Genomic DNA, 22,928 nt, shown 5'->3' on the forward strand with positions numbered 1-22,928 from the left:
ATTACTTTTATTTTTTATCCAGCGGAATTAGATCTAGCTCTAGCTCTAGCAGTATCATTTATATTATTTAGGCAAAGGGTAAGTCCAAGAAGGGCTTCGGTATATTTTTCATCGTGAACTGTGAGCCTATAAGTGTCAGTCATGGCAAAGAAAGTTTTTTCAATTTCGCCAATTAAGTCATCGCCCCTATAAATGTCAAAATTCAAGTCTATAAAGTTTCCATTGAGTTTAAAAGTTTCTCCATCGTAGTCCACATCAACTTTTCTAGTTAAAAAACTTAGCTTTGACTCAACTCTCATATATCTTCCGTCACTAAAGTTCACATTAAATTTTTGAAAGAGACTAAAAATTTCCTTGTCAATTTCTAAAATTGGATTTCTATTACAATCAGAAATAGTGGAAGAATAGCCGATGATTTTAAAGTCTTGGTCAACAAAATAGGCATCATTTCCATCTTCATCTAGGATGGCATAGTGATCTGTAATTTTAAAAAATTTTTCCTTGAAATAATAATTTTTCATTCTACACCTCTTTATAAATAGATTATAACATGAACTTATTTCTTTTATAATTTTTAATAAAATAAAACTTAGTGAAAAGCAAAGGGAACATAAAAAAGCCCCACAGTTTCCTGCAGGGCAATTTAGATTATTTATTAGTCGATATTAAGTGAATCAACAGCATTGTCAATTAGTTCATCTTTTACAAGATAAGGAATTGTAATGTGTCCGTATTCATTGTCTCCGTTAAATTCTTTAGTTACTTCGATAGCGTGATCATTTCTAGCCCAGTTACGTCTAGCTACACCGCTCATTACGTCCCAAGTAAGTGAAAGTTTGATGATTTCGTCAACCATTTCAGATCCGTCAAGTACAAGACCAAATCCACCATTGATTGATTTACCAATACCAACTCCACCACCGTTGTGAAGAGCAACAAGAGACATACCTCTTGCACAGTTACCTGCGAAACATTGAGTAGCCATGTCAGCCATTACATTAGAACCGTCTTTGATGTTAGAAGTTTCTCTGAATGGAGAGTCTGTACCAGATACATCGTGGTGGTCACGACCCATCATAACAGGACCAATTTTTCCTTCTCTAACAAGTTCGTTGAATTTAAGAGCAATGTCAACTCTACCCTTAGCATCTTGGTAAAGAATTCTTGCTTGAGTTCCAACTACTAATTGGTTCTTTTCAGCGTCTCTGATCCAGATATAGTTATCCATATCTTGGTATCTTCTGTCTTTATCTATACATTCCATTGCAGCGTGGTCAGTTGCAATTAAGTCTTCGTGTTTACCACTTAGGCAAACCCATCTGAATGGGCCATATCCATAGTCAAATAGAAGTGGTCCCATGATGTCTTCTACATAAGAAGGCCAAATGAATCCGTCTTTGTCGTCTTTACCGTTCTTAGAAACTTCTTTAACTCCAGCATCATAGATAGCCTTTAAGAAAGAGTTACCATAATCGAAGAAGTAAGTTCCCTTAGCAGTAAGTCTCTTAATAACTTCAAAGTGTTTTTTAAGAGTTTCATCAACAAGTTCATGGAATTTCTTGATGTCAGTTCTTAATAATTCAGTTCTTTCTTCGAAAGAAATACCTACTGGACAGTATCCGCCATTGTATGCGTTGTGGCAAGAAGTTTGGTCAGAAAGTAAGTCAATGTGAACATCATTTTCATCCATATAGTGAAGAAGATCAACGATATTTCCGTGGAATGCAATTGAAAGAGCTTCTTTCTTTTCAAGAGCATCTTTAGCAAGTTTACATGCTTCTTCAGGAGTTTCAGCAAGTTTCTTAATCCATCCTTGTTCAAGTCTAGTTTCAATTCTTGAAATATCAACTTCAGCGATGATAGAAACAGCACCTGCGATATCTCCAGCTTTACCTTGAGCACCACTCATTCCACCAAGTCCAGATGAAACGAATAATTTTCCAGCTAAGTTATCTTTTTCGCCAAGACCAAGTTTTAATCTACCAGCATTAAGAATTGTGTTATATGTTCCGTGAACAATACCTTGTGGTCCAATGTACATCCAACCACCAGCAGTCATTTGTCCGTAGTTAGCTACGCCCATTTCTTCTGCGATTTCCCAGTCATCAAGGTTATCATAAAGACCAACCATAAGACCGTTAGTGATTATAACTCTTGGAGAATTTTTTCTTGACTTAAATAGTCCAAGTGGGTGACCAGATTCCATTACAAGAGTTTCGTCATCGTGCATGATTTCAAGATATTGCATAATTAAATTGTATTGCATCCAGTCATGACAAACTGAACCAGTTTCTCCATAAGTTACAAGTTCGTATGGATAAAGAGCAACATCGAAGTCTAAGTTGTTGTCAATCATTACTTGGAAAGCTTTTCCAGCTAAACAATTTCCCTTGTATTCGTCAATTGGTTTACCGTAAATTCTTCCTTCTGGTCTGAATCTGTATCCGTAGATTCTTCCTCTAGTTGTAAGTTCTTCTAAAAATTCAGGAATTAATTCTTCATGATATTCTTCTGGGATATATCTTAGAGCATTTCTTAAAGCAATTTTAGTTTGAGCTTTAGAAAGTCTAAATCCTCTATCAGGAGCTCTTCTAATTCCTTGTTCAAAAGATTTTTTTTCTGGAAGGTTCTTAATTTGTACCTTCATAATCTTTTGAACTTCTGCGTTATGATTATTTATCACTTTTATCAACCTCCATTTACAAGCTATTATAAAATAAAATTAAAAAAAGTAAATACAAAGGGAAATTAATTTCCTAAAAATTTAAAAATTACAAAATAAAAATATATATTAGCTAAAAAACTTGTAAATACAAATTCTACAAACATATTATTGAAATAACAGCCAATTTATTTAGCGTGATAAATCAAAAAATCAAGCGTTTGCAAATTTTGATTTCAAAGGTATGATATATGATAATAGTGACAAGACAAATGAGAACTAGGAGTAGGTCGGTATTTATAAATTCTATAGATAAAAAATAAAAAAGACTTAAAAATTTTGAGAGAAAATAATTTTGGGAATTTAAAATTAAAAATTATTTTGCTTTAACTTTTTTATATATTTGTGAATAATTGAATAGCTATCTATGAAAAAGTTAAATTTTAATATAGTCATGTAGAAATTTTAAATTAAAAATAAAAAATATTTTCATATTTATTGGGTATAAAATATGTGTTAAGATATTGACAGGTAAAAGGAGGACTTATGAAAGCTGATAAAATATTAATTAATCTAGAACAAGTTTTTTCGCCAAAGGACATTGGTAGACCTTTAAGAGGCGAAGAAATGAATGAAGCCAACATCTTAAAAAATGCTTACATCGCTATTAAAGATGGAAAGATTTTAGAAGTTGGCGAAGGTAATGGTTACGAAGAATTAAAAGATGACAAGACAGAAATAGTAGATTTGACAGGCAAAGTTGCAACACCAGGTCTTATTGATGCTCACACTCACTTAGTATATGGAGGAAGCCGTGAAAATGAATTTGCAATGAAACTTAACGGCATGGGATACCTTGATATTCTTGCAGCTGGTGGTGGAATTCTTTCTACATTAAAGGCAACTGACGCAGCAAGTTTTGATGAACTTTATAACAAGACAAGAGATTTATTGGAACACATGCTTGTTCATGGTGTAACAGCTGTTGAAGCAAAGAGTGGTTATGGCATTACTCTTGAAACTGAACTTAAAGAACTTGAAGTTCTTGAAAAATTAAACAAGGATTTTCCAATAGAATTAATTAGAACTTTCATGGCAGCTCATGTAATTCATGAAAAATATAAGGATAACTCTGATGAATATGTTGACATAGTAATCGACATGATGCCAGAAGTTGCTAAGAGAAACTTGGCAGAATTCTGTGATGTTTTCTGTGAAAAGGGAGTATTCACAGCTGAACAATCTGAAAGAATCCTTGAAGCTGCTAAAAAACATGGCTTTAAACTAAGAATTCATTCTGATGAAATTGAAAACATCGGTGGAGTTGATGTTGCTGCAAAGGTTGGAGCAGTTTCTGCAGAACACTTAATGGTAGTAGATGAAGGAGAAATTGAAACTCTTTCTAAAGCAAATGTAATTGGAAACTTACTTCCAGGAACAACTTTCTCATTAATGCTTGACACTTATGCACCAGCAAGAAAGATGCTAGAAAAGGGAATGGCAATTACACTTTGTACAGACTCAAATCCAGGATCTTGTCCAACAGCAAATCTTCAATTCATTATGCAACTTGGATGTCTTCAAATGAAATTAACTCCAATTGAAGTTTACAATGCGGTAACTATAAACGCTGCTTATTCAGTTGACAGGGCTGACACTATGGGTTCTTTTGACAAGGGCAAGAGAGCAAATATTACTGTATTTGATGCTCACAACATTGACTACACACTTTACTTCTTTGGAACAAACCTATGTAAGCAAGTTTATGTTGACGGAGAACTTGTTGCCGAAGATAGAAAATTAGTCAAATAATTATTTTAAAAGTTTATTATGTAAAAAGAAGTGCGAGTAGAATATTTCTACTTGCATTTTTATTGGATTTTAATTGGCAAGTATTTTCCTTTGGCTAGTTAAAGTAAAAAATCCATATTTAAGAATATACAATTATTTTAAGAGATAGATATATATAAAATCTAATGGAAAAAAACTTCTGACAAAACTAGAAAAATATTTTTTTAGAGTTGCGTTTATCAAAGGATGATTCAGCACTGTTAATTAGTGAAATTAGGAACTACAATAAAACAATTTTACAAAAATGACATAACAGAATATATTAATAAGTTATCATGAAACGACGATGATATATTGTATTTTTTCTAGTAATTATCCTATTTTTTTAATTTATAGATTGACTTATTGTTTGTTCAGAGATAGAATCTATTTAGAAAACATTTTCAGCGATACAAAATTCTTTTTCAATTGTATCGCAAGCATATTAAAAATATTTTTATACAAAAATTAATATGCTAAATGATATTTCGAGGAGGTTATTATATGAAGAACGAAGGTCAAAAAGCTGTTAGACTTCCTAGTTTTATTGGAGCATTTTTGCCAATTATTACAATGGTTTGTTTAATGGTATATGTTTTCAACTTTTCTGATGGTGCTTATGACGGAGCTCATATGCCACTAGTCATTGCAATAGTAGTTGCATGTGGAGTTGGGGCAGTGTGCGGACATAGTTTTTCTGATATGTTGGAAGGTATGATCGAAAGACTTACAGCTACTCTTGAAGCAATTTTAATTCTACTTACAGTAGGTCTTTTAATTTCATCTTTCATGATTTCAGGAACTATCCCAGCAGTTATTTATTATGGTTTGAAATTACTTACACCACAAACATTTTTACCTGTAGGATGTATTCTTATAGCAATAGTTGGTCTTGCTTGTGGTTCATCTTGGACAGCAACAGGAACAATAGGTATTGCCTTTATGACAATTGGTGTTGGTCTTGGAATTAGCCCTGCACTTACAGCAGGTATGGTTATTTCAGGAGCTTATGTTGGAGATAAATTCTCTCCACTATCTGATACTACAAACCTTGCAGCAGGTGTTTCAAATACTGGACTATTTGACCACGTAAACGCAATGGTTTCTACTACAGGACCTGTTTTTATTATTTCACTTATTATTTACACAATTCTTGGTTCAAAAATTAATGTTACTAATTATGACCCTACAATTGCACAAGGAATACAAGATGCTTTAGCAGCAAACTTTAATCTTAATCCACTTGTACTTCTACCTATCGTAGTAATAGTAGTAGTTTGTGTTTTAAGAGTTCCTGGACTTCCTGGAGTTCTTATTTCAGTAGCAACTGGGGTATTATTTGCAGTTATTTTCCAAGGTGGATATAATTTAGCTGGATTATTTGGCGTACTTCACTATGGACCAGAAATTGAAACTGGAAATGAATTTGTAGACGCAGCTCTTGCTAAGGGTGGTATGGATCATCAAATGTGGACAATCAACCTAATTTTACTTGCAGTATCCTTTGGTGGTGCTCTTGAAAAATGTGGTTCTGTTGAAAGAATTTTTGGAAATATTAAACATAAAATCAACTCTGTTGGTGGACTTGTTTTCGCTACAATGCTTACATCAATATTCTGTGATGCAGCAATGTGTGACCAATTCCTAGGAATCGGTGTTCCTGCTCCACTATATGATGACAAGTATGATGAACTTGGCCTTGCAAGAAATATGCTTTCAAGAACACTTGAAGATGCTGGTACACTTTGGGCTTGTATGTTCCCATGGACAGCTTGTGGAGCTTACCAATCTGGAGTTCTTGGTATGAGTCCATTTGTATATTTCCCATTTGCTTTCGTAAACTTACTAAACCCAATTTACGCTTGTGTAACTGCACTTATGGGCAGAAATATCTTCTGGGCTGACGGAGCTTACACAAATTTATTTGGTAAAACTAAGATGAAGAAAGCAGCAGCAGCTCCTGAAGAAGCACATAAATATGCTTTAGCTCAACTTGAAAAATTAAGAGCAGAAGGTAAAGCACCAAAGGTTAACGCTTAATACAAAGTTTTAATTAAGCTAAGACTTGAAATTAAAAATAATTAAATTAGGAAGGAAGTGATTATGTGTCAGAAATAAAATTACCTTGGGATGATGACATCGAAGCAATTAAATACGTATATGTGAATCCTAGAAAAAAGTTTTCTGAAAGATATGCCTACATGATCGCTTCTTTTTTAATTCTGCTAGGTATATTGACAAGGTATAAGCTAACAGTTGTTCTTGCCTTACTCTTGATTTTATCTCTATTAACTAAGAGGTATGTGGCAGCAAGTGCCAAGGGTCTGGAAATGTACACTGACATGAAGATTACTAATACTTATAAAGTTTGGTCTTGGTCAGAAATTGATGCTATTACTTATGAAAAAGTACCTCAAGAGCCCAAGTTAATTCTTCTTTACTTTACTAGAGGAGACGTCACAAAGAGGTTTTTCTTTGATGAAAATGATAAGGAAAGAGTTTTTGACTTGGCTAAAAAGCATAACAAAAAAATAAAAATTTATGACGCTTGGGAATACAAACAAGATTTAAAGTATTTTAAGAAAGAACTAAAAAAGAAAAAAAAGTGGCGTTAATAACAAAAAATTGGGAACTATTTAAGTCCTAAGTAAAAGATAGAGGCGAGAATTAATTTCTCGTCTTTTTTTGTGCGTATAAATAAGGAATGTTTTGAGGATTTTTTATTAACTTTATAAATAATCTTAAACTATATTTTATACTAGAAATATAAAAATAAGATTCCGTTATTTTTAAGTAGAATGATAAGGGCAAAAGAAGAGGTATTAATAAAATTTATACTAAATTTAATATCGAAATATAATCATTTATAATAGTGATTATTAATTAAAATTGAACAATCAAACAAATCCAAATATATGGCTATAAAGTACAGATATAACTGAATAAAGTAATACTGCGAAATTGAACAAATATAGAACTTTTAGCATAATTTATAATAAATGGATTGACATTAATGCAGTTACATGAGAAAATATAGTAAAACATTTTCAAAGGAGGAATAATATGTTATTATTTAACCCCGTAGTAGTATCGGTACTACTATTAGTAGTTTTATGTATGTTAAAACTAAATGTATTACTTTCATTGCTTTTAGCAGGCATCGTAGCAGGATTAACAGCAGGAATGCCTCTATGGGTATTTGACCCAGAATCTTGGCAAGGAATATATCTTGGAGCCTTACCAGGTTTTGCAACTGAAGGAGATGGAATCATAAGCACTATAATAGGTGGTATGGGTTCTATGGCGGAAACAGCTTTAGCTTACATATTAATAGGTATGTTTGCTTATTCAATTGGTAAGTCAGGACTTATAACTATACTTGCTCAAAAGGTTTCAAAAATTGTAGGAAATAATAAATTCTTTTTTATATTTTTAATAGCCTTTATTTCAATTTTCTCACAAAACCTTTTACCAGTGCATATTTCTTTTATTCCAATTCTAATTCCACCACTTCTAGGACTTATGAATAAGTTAAAGATTGACAGGCGTGCAATTGCATCAGCACTTTGCTTTGGATTAAAAGCACCTTATATTTCAATTCCAGCAGGATTTGGACTTATTTTCCACAATATTATTGCATCAAATATGACAGATGCAGGTATGCCTACAACTGTAGATGATACACAAAAAGTTATGTGGATAGGCGGACTTTCAATGTTAATTGGATTAATTTTTGTAGTATTTGTTCTTTATGGAAAAGACAGAAATTATGATGATGTTGAAATTCCTGGTATTGTTTCATTAGATACAGAAGTACACATGACTCCACAAGCTTGGGGTGCACTTGTAGCTGCGATTGCAATGTTAGCTGTACAAATTGTAACTACTAACCTTCCATTCTCAGCTTTAGTTGGAATTATCTTCTTACTAATCACTCGTTCTATCAAGTGGAAAGAAATTGATGAAATGGTTAATGGTGGACTTGATTTAATGGCATTTATTGCATTTGTAATGCTAATTGCAGGTGGATTTGCAAATGTTCTTAATACATCAGGTGCAGTAGTCAACTTAGTAAATGATACAGCTTCTTTAATGGAAGGTGCTTCACTTGTTGTATCAGCAGTTGTTCTTTTAGCAATTGGTCTAGTAATTACAATGGGTATTGGTACTTCTTTTGGTACTATTCCAGTAGTTGCAGCAATTTATGTTCCACTAGCTCAACAATTAGGATTTTCTAAATCAGCTATTATACTATTAATTGGTATAGCAGCAGCTCTTGGAGATGCAGGATCACCAGCATCTGACTCAACAATGGGACCTACTTCAGGTCTTAATGCAGATGGTCAACACGATCACATTTGGGATACTTGCGTGCCTACATTTATAGCATTTGATGTATTCCTAGTTATCGGTGGAGTTATTGGATCAGTATTATTATCATAATGATAATAAAATTATAAATTATTTTTGAAGAGCGACATTAGTCACTTTTTAAGTAAAAGGTATAAATCAAATTTTTTGGTTTATGCCTTTTTTGTTTTGTAGATATATGTTAGTTGAGCTTCAATAGATGGAAAGCTTTAAGATATGATTGTAAAAGTTCTTTTAATAAAATGTATAAGTTGAATTATTTACCATTTAATTATAGAATTATCTTTAGCTAAAGGACTTATTAAAAAAATGTGAAATTTAATATTTGTGAATTAGATAAATTTTTAAAATATAAATTATTCCTAATAAGACAAGTATTTTTAATATAAAATTAAATTTTTAGCTTGTAATATAAAGTATGATAAAAGTTTGAGGATGATTAAATGAATTTTGATTACAATAAATACCCTTATCCTTCAACTAGAAGGGTTGTTTTTGGAAAAAAGGGAATGGTGGCAACATCTTCGCCCTATGCAACAAGTGCTGGAGCAAAAATTTTACTTGAAGGTGGCAATGCAGTTGATGCTGCCCTTGCTGTGTCCATGACACTTCCTGTTGTTGAACCTACAGGAAATGGTCTTGGCTCAGATATGTTTGCTCTTATTTATTTTGAGGGAAAGCTTTATGGAATTAATGCAAGTGGGAGAAGTCCAAAATCTATCTCCATTGAAGCATTGAAGAAAAAAGGATATGATAAAATGCCAAGCTGTGGGGTAAATGTAATAAACACGCCGGGACTTATTGGAGGAGCCATGAAAGTTCATAAGGACTTTGCCACAATGAGTCTTGAGGAAATTTTTGAACCTGCAATTTCTTATGCTGAGGATGGCTTTGCAGTGACGCCACAAATAGCAAAACTTTGGCAAGAAAATGCAGACAAGTATAAGAAACTAAACCGAGACGAGTTTAATGAATTTTTTAAAACTTTTACAATAGATGGAAGGACGCCGAGAGCTGGAGAAGTTTTTTCCTGCAAAGACATGGCAGAAACTTTAAGGGAAATAAGAGACACTAAGGGAGAGTCCTTCTATAAGGGTAGTCTGGCAGAAAAAATTTCTCGTGAAGTAGAAAGACTTGGCGGATTTTTAAGTGTAGATGATTTAAAAAATTTTATTCCAAAATATGTTGATCCAATTTCAACAAATTATAGGGGCGTTGACATTTGGGAGATACCGCCCAATGGTCATGGCATCTCTGTCTTAATGGCACTAAATATTTTAAATAAAATAGAAATAAAAGATAGATATGACATAGGAAGTATGCACAAAATAATTGAAGCCATAAAATTATCTCTTACTGATGCAAAGACTTTTGTGGCGGACCCAGATTCTATGAAAATAGAAGTAGAGGAGCTTTTGTCAGAAGAATATGCAGAAAAGAGAAGAGCTGAGATAAAAAAAATTGCAACTATTCCAAGTTCTTATGCAATAAAATCATCAGACACAGTTTATTTTGCCACAGCAGATAAGTATGGCAATATGGTTTCCATGATTCAGTCAAATTATGCTGGCTTTGGCTCAGGTATTGTGGTGCCAGGGACTGGAATTGCTCTTAATAACAGAGTTGAGAATTTTTATTTTGAAGAGGGGCTTGCAAATTCTCTTGAAGGTGGAAAACTTCCTTACCACACAATTATCCCTGGCTTTATGACAAAAAATGGCGAAGCTTTAGGAGCTTTTGGTATTATGGGAGCTTTTATGCAGCCACAAGCTCATGTCCAGGTTCTTATGAATATGCTTGATTTTAATTTAAACCCACAGGCTGCCCTTGATGCACCGAGAATTATGTGGACTGGCGATAAAAATATTGACCTTGAATGTGACTTTGATAATGATATAATTGATGGTCTAAAGAAACTTGGTCACAATGTAAATGTAATTAGTGATTTTAAAAACATGGGTCGTGGACAAGTTATTTTGAAGAAAGATGATGTTTATATTGGCGGAACTGAAAAGAGGACGGACTCCAATATTTTTGCTTTTTAGAAGGTGATTAAGTGAAATTTAAAATTCATTCAGACTACAAGCCTACTGGCGACCAACCTCAAGCAATTGATAAATTAGCTGAAGGGATAAAAAAAGGCTACAAGCACCAAAATCTTTTAGGTGTAACTGGCTCTGGAAAAACTTTTACCATGGCAAATGTAATAGAGAGAGTGCAAAAGCCAACTCTTGTAATTGCTCACAACAAGACTCTTGCCTACCAACTTTGCTCTGAGTTAAAGGAGTTTTTCCCAGAAAATGCAGTTGAATTTTTTGTATCCTACTACGATTATTATCAACCAGAGGCCTATGTTCCTGGCACTGACACTTTTATAGAGAAGGATTCTTCTATAAACGATGAAATAGATAAGCTTCGTCACTCTGCGACAATGTCTCTTTTTGAGAGGAAAGATGTAATAATCGTTGCATCAGTTTCCTGTATCTATGGTTTGGGGGATCCAATTGATTACGAAAAATTGGCGATTTCATTAAGACCTGGCATGATAAAGGACAGAAATGATGTCATGAGCAAGCTTGTAGATATTCAATATGTTAGAAATGATTATGAATTTAAACGTGGAACTTTTAGGGTTCGTGGAGATATTTTGGAAATATTCCCAGCATCTTCTTCTGAAAATTCTATTCGCGTTGAATTTTTTGGCGACGAGATAGATAGAATTACTGAGGTAAATGCCTTAACTGGTCAGGTCTTGCATTACCTAAACCACGCCTACATCACTCCAGCATCTCACTTTGCAACTTCAGAAGAAAAGGTAAAGAGGGCTCTTGTAACTATAGAAGAAGAACTTGAAGAGAGATTAAAAGTCTTAAAGGACCAAGAAAAACTTTTGGAAGCTCAAAGATTGGAACAGAGAACGAGATATGATCTTGAAATGCTTTCTGAAATGGGCTTTTGTTCTGGAATAGAAAATTATTCAAGGCACTTATCTGCCAGAGCACCAGGCTCAAGACCCTACACCCTAATAGATTATTTTCCAAAGGATTTTCTCACTATAATAGATGAATCTCACCAGACTATTCCGCAAATTAGGGGAATGTTTAACGGAGACAGATCTCGTAAGGAAACTTTAGTTGAATATGGATTTAGGCTTCCTTCTGCCCTTGACAACAGACCCCTTAGGTTTAAGGAGTTTGAAGAGATGATGAACCAATGCGTCTATGTTTCTGCAACTCCAGGTCCTTATGAGTTTGAGCATACAGAGCAAGAAGTTGAACAAATTATTAGACCTACGGGGCTTCTTGATCCAGTAATTGAAGTTAGGCCAATAAAAAATCAAATTGACGATATAATAAATGAAATAAATGGAGCTATTGAGAGAGATGAAAGGGTTTTAATCACAACTCTTACCAAGAGAATGTCCGAAGATTTATCAAGACATTTAAAAGAAATTGGGTATAAAGTAACCTACATGCACTCAGATGTTGATACTTTGGAGAGAATGAAAATTATAAGAGACTTGCGACTAGGAAAGGTCGATGTTCTCGTTGGCATCAATCTTTTGAGAGAAGGCCTTGACCTTCCAGAAGTTTCAAGAGTTTGTATATTAGATGCAGACAAGGAGGGTTTTCTTCGCTCAGAGACTTCTCTAATTCAAACTGCAGGTCGGGCAGCTAGAAATGCTGGTGGGAAAGTTATAATGTATGCAGATACAATAACTCCATCAATGAGAGTTACTCTTGATGAAACTTCTAGGAGAAGAAAAATTCAAGAAGACTACAATGAAGAGCATGGCATTACTCCAAAGACAATTGTAAAAAGTGTGCGTGAAGTCATTAATACAGCTATTGCTGCAGAAGATAGCTTTGACTATAAAGATATTAAAGATGAAGAAAATGAATTTACAAAAGATGAAATAAATGAAATGATTGATGCTCTAAAACCTGAAATGTATAGGGCAGCAGAGGAACTTGACTTTGAAAAGGCTGCTGAAATTAGAGATAAGATAAAAGATTTAAGAGAGAAGAAAAAGAGTGCCCTTCTTTAGAGAGGTGTTATATTGAAAGATGAAATAATAGTAAAGGGAGCTAGAGTCAACAATTTAAAGAATGTTGATTTAAAAATCCCAAGAAATAAATTTGTAGTTTTCACTGGACTATCTGGTTCAGGGAAGTCATCCCTTGCCTTTGACACAATTTATGCCGAAGGTCAAAGAAGATATGTTGAGAGCTTGTCTTCCTATGCCAGACAATTTTTGGGACAAATGGATAAACCAGAAGTAGATTATATCGAAGGGATGAGTCCATCAATTTCCATTGACCAAAAGACCACATCTAAAAACCCAAGGTCTACTGTGGGTACAGTTACAGAAATTTATGACTACCTAAGACTCTTATACGCAAGAGTTGGTCATGCCTACTGTCCAGAATGTGGCAAGGAAATTTCTTCCTACACAATTGACCAAATGGTTGATGAAGTTATGAAATTGGAGGAAAGGACAAAGATTCAAATTCTTTCTCCAGTTGTGAGACATAGGAAGGGTCAACACAAAAAAGTTTTTGAAAAGATAAAAAAAGATGGCTTTTTAAGGGTTTTTGTTGACGGAGAAATGCATGACATTTCAGAAGACTTTGAGCTGGACAAAAACAAAAATCATGATATAGACATTGTTGTTGACAGAATTATTGTAAAAGAAAAAATTGAATCAAGACTTGCAGATTCTCTTGAAATTGCAACAAATTTAAGTGACGGTATTGCCAAGGTAAATGTTCTTGATGGGGAAGATTTGATTTTTTCAACAAAGTTTGCCTGTCCACATTGCAATATTATAATAGAAGAAGTTACGCCGAGGTCTTTTTCCTTTAACTCACCTCTTGGTGCTTGCGATGAGTGTAAGGGTCTAGGATTTTCTAAGGAAGTTTCAAAGGACTTAGTAATTCCTAACAAAGAACTTTCCATAGATGAGGGAGCAATTGCCTGCTACTCCAATTCCAAAGGAACTTATTATTATGAAATAATTTCTGAAATTGCAAAGAAGTTTAAGTTTAGCACTAAAGAGCCAATAAAAAATGCGCCAGAAGAATTTTTAGATGCAATATTTAATGGCTACAAGGGAAAATTAAGTTTTTCTTTTAATTCCTTTTTCTCAGGAGAAAAAAAATATTCTGGAAGCTTTGAAGGAATTTTAAAAAATTTAAAGAGAAGATATACTGAGTCAAGCTCCGACAGAATTCTTGACAAAATTGACGAGTTTATGGAAGAGGTTCCTTGTCCAAAGTGTCATGGTTCAAGACTTAAAGATTCTTCTCTTGCCATAAAAGTTGGAGGAATTAATATTTTTGAGCTAACAGAACTTTCCATAGATAAGGCCCTGGAATTTTTCAAAAATTTAAAATTCACAAAAAATGAAATGATTATAGCTGAAGAACTTTTAAAGGAAATAAAATCTCGCCTTGAATTTTTAGTAAATGTAGGTCTTGAATATCTTTCGCTCTCAAGAATGGCAGGAACTCTTTCTGGTGGAGAAGCACAGAGAATTAGGCTTGCAACACAAATTGGCTCACAACTTGTGGGTGTAATTTATGTATTAGATGAGCCAAGCATTGGACTTCATCAAAGGGACAATGCAAAACTTTTGGAGTCTCTAAGAAATTTAACTGACATAGGAAACACTTTAATTGTTGTAGAACATGATGAGGACACAATGTTTGCTGCTGATGAAATTGTTGACATTGGACCACTAGCTGGTGTAAATGGTGGAAGAATAGTTGCACAAGGGACTGCTGAAGAAATTATGAATGTCCAGGAGTCAATTACTGGTGCTTATTTAAGTGGCAGAAAGAAAATTGAAGTGCCAAAGGAAAGAAGAAAGTCCAATGGCAAATCAATAAAGGTCATAGGAGCAAGTGAAAATAATTTAAAAAATATTGATGTAGAATTTCCACTTGGAGAATTTATTTGTGTTACTGGAGTGTCTGGATCAGGAAAATCTTCCCTTGTAAATGAAATTCTCTATAAAAGCCTTGCACAAAAAATAAATAAATCAAGAATAAAACCAGGAAAACATAAGAGCCTTGAAGGACTAGAAAATATTGACAAAATCGTTGATATAGACCAATCGCCAATTGGCAGAACTCCGAGATCAAATCCTGCCACATATACTGGTGCTTTTGATATAATAAGAGATATCTTTGCAAGCACCAATGAAGCAAAAATGCGTGGCTACAAGAAGGGAAGATTTTCCTTTAACGTAAAGGGCGGAAGGTGCGAAGCCTGCAAGGGCGATGGAATTTTAAAAGTTGAAATGCACTTTTTGTCTGATGTTTATGTGCCTTGCGAAGTTTGTCATGGAAAGAGATACAATCGTGAAACTCTTGAAGTCAAATACAAGGGCAAAAATATTTATGATGTCCTAGACATGACAGTGGAAGAGGCAATTGACTTTTTCCAAAATCACGAGAGAGTTTTGAGAAAACTTGAAACCCTAAGAGATGTTGGTCTGTCCTATATTAAGCTTGGACAATCTTCCACACTTTTATCAGGAGGAGAAGCTCAGAGAATAAAACTTGCCACAGAACTTTCTAAGAGGGCAACAGGCAGGACTCTTTACATTTTAGATGAGCCTACTACGGGACTTCATTCTGAAGATGTAAATAAGCTAATAAAAGTTTTGGAAGAACTTGTTGATAGGGGAAACACTGTTATAACTATTGAGCACAACTTAGATGTTATAAAATGTGCGGATTATATAATAGATTTAGGTCCTGAAGGCGGCGATGGTGGAGGAAAAGTTCTCTTCACTGGCACTCCTGAAGAAATAGTTAAATGTAAAAATTCTTACACTGGAGAATTTTTAAAGGATAAATTGGAGGATTAATTTGAAGAAAATAAAAAGGATTGGGATTTTTATTTTAGCTGCGAGTCTCTTGCCAAATTTTGTTTTTGCCAAGGGTTATGTCAGAGAAAATAATTTTATGGATAAAAGTGGTGTGGAAAAGAGAGATGAACTTAAAAGATGGCAAGCACTAATGAATTTGCCAGTGACAGGGACACTAAATGATAAGACAAATAAGGCTCTTCACACAGAAAACTATGAAGTTTATGATATGGTAACTAATCCACCAACTAAGGGCAAGTGGATTGTAGTAAATAAATCAAGAAGAACCCTTACTATGTATAAGGGCGAAAAGTCCATAGGAAAATATCCCGTAACTTTGGGGACTAATGAAACACCAACTCCATCTGCAAAGGGAAAAATTCAAAATATGCACAAAAACCCTGCATGGGGCGGAATGAATGGAAAATATGAACCTGCTGCGGCGGATGATCCAATGAATCCTCTTGGAGAGAGATGGATGGGTTTAAGATTACCAGGAGCAAGTGGCTATGGAATTCATGGAAATATTAAACCACATCAAATTGGGGGTTATTATTCTAATGGTTGTATAAGAATGTTTAACTATGATGTGGAAAATTATGTATTTCCAAATATGTCTGTTGGTGCACCAGTGTGGATAGGAACAGATAACGAACTTGAATCTTGGGGAGTTTATCAATATTCAAGAGTTAAGAAGGAAGAAGCAAAACCAGTTCAAGATCCAAGTCCTGTAGAAAAGGAAAGGCCAAAGGAAAAAAATCAATTGGAAGTTATAGAAAATACTCCTACGGAAGATCTTTTAGAATTTTAATTTTATAAAGTGATAAAAACAATTGAAATTTAATTTGCTTTGAGTTATAATGTGTTTTAAAATTATTTATCAATTAAATAGGAGGTATTATGAAAAAGAAAATTTTTAATATTGCAATTATAGCAATGACAGCTTTATTTTTATTTGGCTGTGGGAAGAAAGAAGAGACAAAAGAAGAAACTAAGGAAGCGGTTAAGTTTGAAATAAAAACTACTGGACCAACAATAGATGCCATAAAGGAAAAGGGCAAAATAGTTCTTGGAACTTCAGCAGACTTCCCACCAATGGAATGGACATCCTTCCAAAGTGGCAAAGAAGAATTTACAGGTATTGACCTTGCAATTGCAAAATCAATTGCTGATTCTCTTGGAGTTGAACTTGAAGTTAAGAACATGGCTTTTGAAGGACTTCTTGCTTCACTAAATGCAGGAGATGTTGATATAGTTCTTGCAGGAATGGGTGCTGATGAAAAAAGAAAGAAACAAGTTGATTTCTCTGACGAATATTCACAAGGTAAACAAGTTTTACTTGTAACGGAAGAAAACAAAGATAAATATAAAACTTTTGATGACCTTAATGGAAAGATTATTGGTACACAACTTGGTTCACTTCAACACGAGTTTGCAACAGAAAAATTTGGAGATAATTGCAAGGGATTTGATTTAAACAATGTAATCATTGAACAACTTAAAAATAAATCAATTGATGCAGCTTTCCTATCAGAACTTCCAGCAAAACAATTTGCATCAATAACAGATGGACTTGTTATAATAGAAGATTTAGGAATTCCAGATGAAAGTGGATTTGCAGTAGCAATTAAAAAGGGTAATGACGATTTAACAGGAGCTGTTAATGAGGTTATTAAAGGATTAAAAGATTCAGGCCAAGTAGATAAATGGTTTGATGAGTATATTGAACTATCTAACAAAGAAGCTAGTAAATAGTAATTAAATATTCCCTACATTGTGTGGGGAATTTTTAATTTGTGGATTAGATGAATTAGAAAGGAATAATATGGGAATTATATCGGAACAAGTTGCCTTCGCAAACAAGTATCTTCCAACATATTTGAATGGGGCCTTGACCACTATCGAACTTTCAATAATTGGTGTGCTCTTAGGTTTTACTATTGGAATAATACTTGCCTTAATGAAAACATCGAAAATAAAAATATTAAATATACTTTCAAGTATTTATATAGAAGTTGTGAGAGGGACTCCAATGCTTGTGCAAATTTTGATAGTATATTTTGGACTAAAAAAAATAATACCAGAACAGTTTACACTTTTAACTGCGCCAATGTTTTTATGTGCGCTTTCAATAAGTTTAAACTCAGCAGCCTATGTTGCAGAAATTATAAGATCAGGAATTTCATCTGTTGACCATGGACAAATGGAGGCTGCAAGATCTCTTGGACTTAATAAAAAGCAAGCAATGGTAAAAGTAATAATGCCACAAGCGATTAAAAATATATTACCAGCACTTGTAAATGAATTTATAACTCTTATAAAGGAATCTTCAATCACATATACAGTTGGAGTTGGAGAGCTTATGTATGCAGGTAAGAGTATCTCATCAGGTACTTATGAGTTAGTAAGGCCCTTTATATTTACAGCTTGCATTTACTTTATAATGACCTTTAGCTTGTCAAAGGCAATGGGACTTTTAGAAAGGAGACTTGCAAATGATTAAGGTAGAAAATTTGACTAAATCCTTTGGAGAACTTGAAGTCCTAAAGGGAATAAATCAAGAAATAAAAGACGGGGAAGTAGTAGTTGTCATCGGACCATCAGGCTCAGGTAAATCAACTTTTTTAAGGTGCTTAAATCTTTTGGAAGAGCCAACAAGTGGCAAAATTTTTGTAGATAATGAAGAGATTACTTCAAGGGACATTGACATAAATAAAGTTCGTGAGGAAATGGGCATGGTATTTCAGTCCTTTAACCTCTTTAACAACTTAAATATCATTGACAACATTACACTTGCTCCAACTCTTGTGAAGAAAATGGAAAAAGAAGAAGCAGAAAAAAAGGCAATGGAACTCTTAGAAAGAGTTGGACTTCCAGACAAGAGAGATTCCTATCCAAAATCACTATCAGGCGGACAAAAACAAAGAATTGCCATAGCTAGAGCCCTTGCCATGAATCCAAAGGTAATGCTTTTTGACGAACCAACTTCTGCCCTTGACCCAGAAATGGTAGGAGAAGTTTTAGATATAATGAAAGATCTTGCCAAGGAAGGCATGACTATGGTTGTTGTAACTCACGAAATGGGATTTGCAAGAGAAGTTGGCGACAGAATTTTATTTATGGACGGCGGCTATATTGTAGAAGAAGGAAGTCCAGAAGAAGTATTTGGCAATCCAAAGAATGAAAGAACTCAAAACTTTTTAGCAAAGGTGCTATGATACAAATTTTAATTTAGATGACTTAGGAGACTAAGTCATTTTTTCTTGCAGTTTTTCCATGGAAAAAATTTTTTGAGATGATATAATCATCTTAAGGAGAGTGTTTGATGAAGTCATCAGTTAATAAGCTGATTATTTTTCTTGCAAGTATATTTTTACTTTTAACTTATTTTGGACTTAGGACCTATAATTCACATAATAAGGACCAGTTAATTTCAAGTGAAGATCGAAGAAATATGAGTGAAGAAGAAAGTGATGGCAATCAAAAATTTGAAATAGAAGATATATCTAATGAAGAAAAAAAACAAATGGAAGAAAGTCTTGGCTATGAGATTTCAGAAATAAAGTACATAAAAATTTTTGAAGGAGAAAAGTATAGGGAACAAGAAGTAAAAAACAAAGAAGGCTACATAATTGAAGATATTTCTGAAGTTAAAGATGCAATAGAGTTTAGTGGAGACCATTATCAGTCAATATATGACAACAAGGAAGATGAAGAAGTCACTATAAAACTTGGAGAGAAAAAATTTAAAAATGATTATATGGCAGACCTGCCCATTGATGCAAAAATAATTTCTAATGCTCTTGGCTTTTATGTAAAAAAAGAGATTTTAATTGATTTAGATTTCGATATAAAAGTTGAAGGAAAAACTTTTGTCACTGTGAGCCTTTATCCTGAAATTAATTCTTATGAATTTAAAATTCTTAATAAGGATGGGGAGACAAGGAAAGGCAGTGCAAAGAAAGTTGTGGGAGCTTATCTAATAATAAGAAAAGAGCAAACAAATGAAATCTAGAGACAAGTATATTATAACTGGCGTGGTCTTGACTGTTTTATTGATAATATTTGTACACTTCATGCCACTTTTGGATTTCAAGGTTACATCCTCTTATAAAAATTATTTAGTTGATTATATAAAGGGCGACATAGGTCTAAAGATTGCCTTTATTCTTTCCATTGGCTTAATAGTTTATGGATTAATAAAAAAAGATTAAAATAAATTTTATGACTTAGGAGACTAAGTCATTTTTTATTGGAAATATTTTTTCTAAGATGCAAACATATAAAAATACATAGATTAATATAAATGATATAATTTTTTTAAAAGTTTTTATAATAATTTTTTATAAAAAGGAAGGATTACTAATTATGTAGACTAAGTTTTGTTTAAAACACGAAAAACAAGAATCAAATTACTAAAAAAAAGAGATAAAATATTGTATTTTTTTCGATGATAAAGTTTTATTTATCTTAAAATTATTGACAATGATTTATATTTGGAATAGAATCATCTTAGAAAACATTTGCAAACAATTAAAGTTTAGCAAGTGCTGGTAGATTTTTTATAGTTACTACTTTTCAAAAGATGACATAATTTTTCATCTTATATTTTCTTTTGAATTAGTAAGTAAAATGTAATGTATTAAAGGAAAGGAAGTACAATTATGAACAAAGTAGTATTAACAGGTAATGATCTAACACTAGATGAATTAGTAGAAGTTACAAGAAATCATGTAAAGGCAGAAATCGACGAAAAAGCAATTGCTGATGTAAACAAATCAAGAGAATATGTTGAAGAAATCGTTGAAGAAGAAAGAGTAGTTTACGGAATTAACACAGGATTTGGTTCTCTTTCAAGAGTTTCCATTTCTAAAGAAGATTCAGCTCAACTTCAAGAAAATATCATCAGAACTCACGCTTCTGGTTTTGGCAACCCACTACCTGAAGACGAAGTAAGAGCAGTTATGCTTATTAGAATCAATTCACTATTAAAGGGAGTTTCTGGTATCAGACTATCTACTATTGAATTACTTCTTGAAATGTTAAATAGAAATGTTGTTCCATTTATTCCAGAAAAAGGATCTCTTGGAGCATCTGGAGATTTAGCACCACTTGCACACATGGTTCTTCCAATGCTTGGACTTGGAAAAGCTTACTATGAAGGAGAACTTCTTCCAGGTAAAGATGCTATGGAAAAAGCTGGCTTAAAACCAATTGCACTTGCTGCTAAAGAAGGACTTGCACTAATTAATGGTACAACAGTTCTTACTGCAACTGGAGCACTTGCACTTTATGATGCACTTAAGCTTTCTAAGATTGCTGATATTGCAGGAGCTATGGCTTGTGAATCTTCAAGAGGAATCATTGACGCATTTTGGGAAGAACTTCACACAATTAGACCACACGCTGGATCACTTAAGACTGCTGAAAACTTAAGAAATATTCTAGAAGGTTCAACTTATGTAACTCACACTGCTGAACTTAGAGTACAAGATGCTTATACATTCAGATGTATGCCACAAATTCACGGAGCTTCTAAGGATACTCTTGAATATGTTAAAGAAAAAGTTGAAATCGAACTTAACTCAGCAACTGATAACCCAATCATCACTCATGATGGCAAAGTAATTTCTGGTGGTAACTTCCACGGAGAATTAATGGCTCAACCATTTGACTTTTTAGCAATTGCAGTTTCTGAACTAGGTAATGTTTCTGAAAGAAGAATTGAAAGAATGGTAAACACTACACTTTCTGGTATGCCATCATTCCTAGTTAAACACCCAGGACTTAACTCTGGATTTATGATTACTCAATATGCTGCAGCTGCTTTAGCATCTGAAAATAAAACTTTATCTCACCCAGCAAGTGTTGACTCAATAACATCTTGTGAAAACCAAGAAGACTTCGTATCAATGGGTAACTGGGCTTCAAGAAAAGTTAGAGAAGTTGTTAAAAACACTGCAAGAATTTTAACTACTGAACTTATGATAGCTGCACAAGCTCTTGATTTCAGAATGGAAATGGAAGACAATAAATTTGAACTTGGTAAAGGTACAAAAGTTGCTCACGATGTAATCAGAAATCAAGTTGCATTTATCGAAGAAGATAAGAAGATTGAGATTTATGAAGAACTTGAAAAAGCTCAAGAATTAATCACATCTGGAAAACTTCTTGAAGAAGTAGAAAAAGTAGTACAACTTTAATAAAGTGCTTTAATAATTAAAAAAGATTTTATATAATACAAGAGTACGAAAAAAATAAAAGTATTAGATAACTAATAGGAGGAAATCAATTGAAAAGAGTAATGTGTATTCCAAACTATTCTGAAGGTAGAGACCTAAAGAAAGTGGAACAAATCACTGAATGCTTTAGAGCAAAAGAAAATATTAAATTAATCGACTATCAACCAGATGCTGACCACAACAGACTTGTTGTTGAAGTTATTGGCGAACCTGAAGCTGTAATTGATGCAGTTATTGAATCTGTAAAAGTTGCAACTGAAATTATTGATATGTCAAAACACAAGGGAGCTCACCCAAGAATGGGAGCTGTTGACGTTGTACCATTCGTTCCTGTAACTGAATGTACTACTGAAGAGTGTGTTGAATATGCTAAAAAAGTTGGTAAAGCAATAGGCGATATGGGAATTCCTGTTTATCTATATGAAGATGCAGCTTCCACTCCAGATAGAAAGAATCTAGCTAAAGTAAGAAAAGGACAATATGAAGGATTCTTCGACAAAATCAAAGAACCTGAATGGAAACCAGATTTTGGTCCTCAAGAAATGAATGTTAAATCAGGAGCTACTGCTGTTGCAGCAAGATTCCACCTAGTTGCATTTAATGTTAACTTAAATACTAACGATTTAACTGTTGCTGATACAATCGCTAAGAAAGTTCGTCACATTGGTGGAGGACTTAGATTTGTTAAGGCTATTGGTCTTGAACTTGAAGAAAAAGGTCAAACTCAAGTATCAATGAATCTTGTAAACTTTGAAAAAACTGCAATTTACCAAGCACTTGAAATGATAAAATCAGAAGCGAAGAGATATGGAGTTACAGTTGTAAACACTGAACTTATTGGACTTCTTCCATTACAAGCTCTAATAGATTCAGCAGCTTACTATATGCAAATTGAAGGTTTAAAATCAGAACAAGTTCTTGAAACACTATTAATTGAGGAGTAATT

The 22,928-nt window shown here is 33.5% G+C and carries 17 protein-coding genes; 15 read left to right on the top strand and 2 right to left on the bottom strand.

What is annotated here, in order from left to right; translation table 11 throughout:
* Positions 1 to 14: 14 nt before the first annotated feature.
* Together PTSHG_RS08475 and PTSHG_RS08480 are read right to left on the bottom strand one after the other, a co-directional pair.
* Positions 15 to 521, bottom strand: a complete 507-nt coding sequence (locus PTSHG_RS08475; protein WP_019108471.1) for an LURP-one-related/scramblase family protein — start codon at positions 519 to 521, stop codon at positions 15 to 17.
* 134 nt (positions 522 to 655) lie between these two features.
* Positions 656 to 2,647, bottom strand: a complete 1,992-nt coding sequence (locus PTSHG_RS08480; RefSeq protein WP_187363561.1) for a urocanate hydratase — start codon at positions 2,645 to 2,647, stop codon at positions 656 to 658.
* 561 nt (positions 2,648 to 3,208) lie between these two features.
* Here PTSHG_RS08480 and hutI point away from each other — a divergent pair.
* The 15 genes from hutI (at position 3,209) to ftcD (ending at position 22,926) form a co-directional block, all read left to right on the top strand.
* Positions 3,209 to 4,474 carry an imidazolonepropionase gene (gene hutI / locus PTSHG_RS08485; RefSeq protein WP_019108473.1) on the top strand — a complete coding sequence of 422 codons (1,266 nt, stop codon included), beginning with the start codon at positions 3,209 to 3,211 and terminating at the stop codon, positions 4,472 to 4,474.
* A 522-nt stretch (positions 4,475 to 4,996) separates the two neighbouring features.
* Positions 4,997 to 6,532: a Na+/H+ antiporter NhaC gene (gene nhaC / locus PTSHG_RS08490; protein ID WP_019108474.1), complete on the top strand. Its 1,536-nt coding sequence runs from the start codon at positions 4,997 to 4,999 to the stop codon at positions 6,530 to 6,532.
* A gap of 65 nt (positions 6,533 to 6,597) precedes the next feature.
* The gene (locus PTSHG_RS08495) at positions 6,598 to 7,107 is read left to right on the top strand and encodes a PH domain-containing protein (protein ID WP_019108475.1); all 510 of its coding nucleotides are present in this window, start codon (positions 6,598 to 6,600) and stop codon (positions 7,105 to 7,107) included.
* A gap of 448 nt (positions 7,108 to 7,555) precedes the next feature.
* Positions 7,556 to 8,935, top strand: a complete 1,380-nt coding sequence (locus PTSHG_RS08500; RefSeq protein WP_026088879.1) for a Na+/H+ antiporter NhaC family protein — start codon at positions 7,556 to 7,558, stop codon at positions 8,933 to 8,935.
* Positions 8,936 to 9,306: 371 nt separating this feature from the next.
* The gene (locus tag PTSHG_RS08505) at positions 9,307 to 10,908 is read left to right on the top strand and encodes a gamma-glutamyltransferase family protein (protein ID WP_019108477.1); all 1,602 of its coding nucleotides are present in this window, start codon (positions 9,307 to 9,309) and stop codon (positions 10,906 to 10,908) included.
* Positions 10,909 to 10,919: 11 nt separating this feature from the next.
* Complete coding sequence (uvrB, locus tag PTSHG_RS08510) at positions 10,920 to 12,911, top strand: excinuclease ABC subunit UvrB (protein ID WP_019108478.1); 1,992 nt, start codon at positions 10,920 to 10,922, stop codon at positions 12,909 to 12,911.
* A 12-nt stretch (positions 12,912 to 12,923) separates the two neighbouring features.
* Positions 12,924 to 15,740, top strand: a complete 2,817-nt coding sequence (uvrA, locus tag PTSHG_RS08515) for an excinuclease ABC subunit UvrA (RefSeq protein WP_019108479.1) — start codon at positions 12,924 to 12,926, stop codon at positions 15,738 to 15,740.
* 1 nt (position 15,741) lies between these two features.
* On the top strand, positions 15,742 to 16,551 hold the full coding sequence (locus PTSHG_RS09555) for a L,D-transpeptidase (RefSeq protein WP_019108480.1): 810 nt from the start codon (positions 15,742 to 15,744) through the stop codon (positions 16,549 to 16,551).
* A gap of 89 nt (positions 16,552 to 16,640) precedes the next feature.
* Positions 16,641 to 17,495 carry a transporter substrate-binding domain-containing protein gene (locus tag PTSHG_RS08525; RefSeq protein ID WP_019108481.1) on the top strand — a complete coding sequence of 285 codons (855 nt, stop codon included), beginning with the start codon at positions 16,641 to 16,643 and terminating at the stop codon, positions 17,493 to 17,495.
* Between the two features lie 70 nt (positions 17,496 to 17,565).
* Positions 17,566 to 18,243 (top strand): amino acid ABC transporter permease, encoded by a 678-nt coding sequence (locus PTSHG_RS08530; protein ID WP_019108482.1) that lies wholly within the window; start codon positions 17,566 to 17,568, stop codon positions 18,241 to 18,243.
* Positions 18,236 to 18,958, top strand: a complete 723-nt coding sequence (locus PTSHG_RS08535; RefSeq protein ID WP_019108483.1) for an amino acid ABC transporter ATP-binding protein — start codon at positions 18,236 to 18,238, stop codon at positions 18,956 to 18,958. Before PTSHG_RS08530 ends, PTSHG_RS08535 begins: the two co-directional genes overlap by 8 nt.
* Positions 18,959 to 19,065: 107 nt before the next feature.
* Positions 19,066 to 19,755, top strand: coding sequence for a hypothetical protein (locus PTSHG_RS08540; protein ID WP_019108484.1), 690 nt, complete (start codon positions 19,066 to 19,068; stop codon positions 19,753 to 19,755).
* Complete coding sequence (locus PTSHG_RS08545) at positions 19,745 to 19,954, top strand: hypothetical protein (protein WP_019108485.1); 210 nt, start codon at positions 19,745 to 19,747, stop codon at positions 19,952 to 19,954. Before PTSHG_RS08540 ends, PTSHG_RS08545 begins: the two co-directional genes overlap by 11 nt.
* A 450-nt stretch (positions 19,955 to 20,404) precedes the next feature.
* Positions 20,405 to 21,943: a histidine ammonia-lyase gene (gene hutH, locus PTSHG_RS08550; RefSeq protein ID WP_019108486.1), complete on the top strand. Its 1,539-nt coding sequence runs from the start codon at positions 20,405 to 20,407 to the stop codon at positions 21,941 to 21,943.
* A gap of 89 nt (positions 21,944 to 22,032) precedes the next feature.
* A complete protein-coding gene (ftcD, locus tag PTSHG_RS08555) occupies positions 22,033 to 22,926 on the top strand; it encodes a glutamate formimidoyltransferase (RefSeq protein WP_019108487.1) in 894 nt (297 codons plus the stop codon).
* Positions 22,927 to 22,928 lie beyond the last annotated feature (2 nt).

The organism is Peptoniphilus senegalensis JC140, assembly GCF_000321025.1.
GTDB classification, from domain to species: Bacteria; Bacillota; Clostridia; order Tissierellales; family Peptoniphilaceae; genus Peptoniphilus_A; species Peptoniphilus_A senegalensis.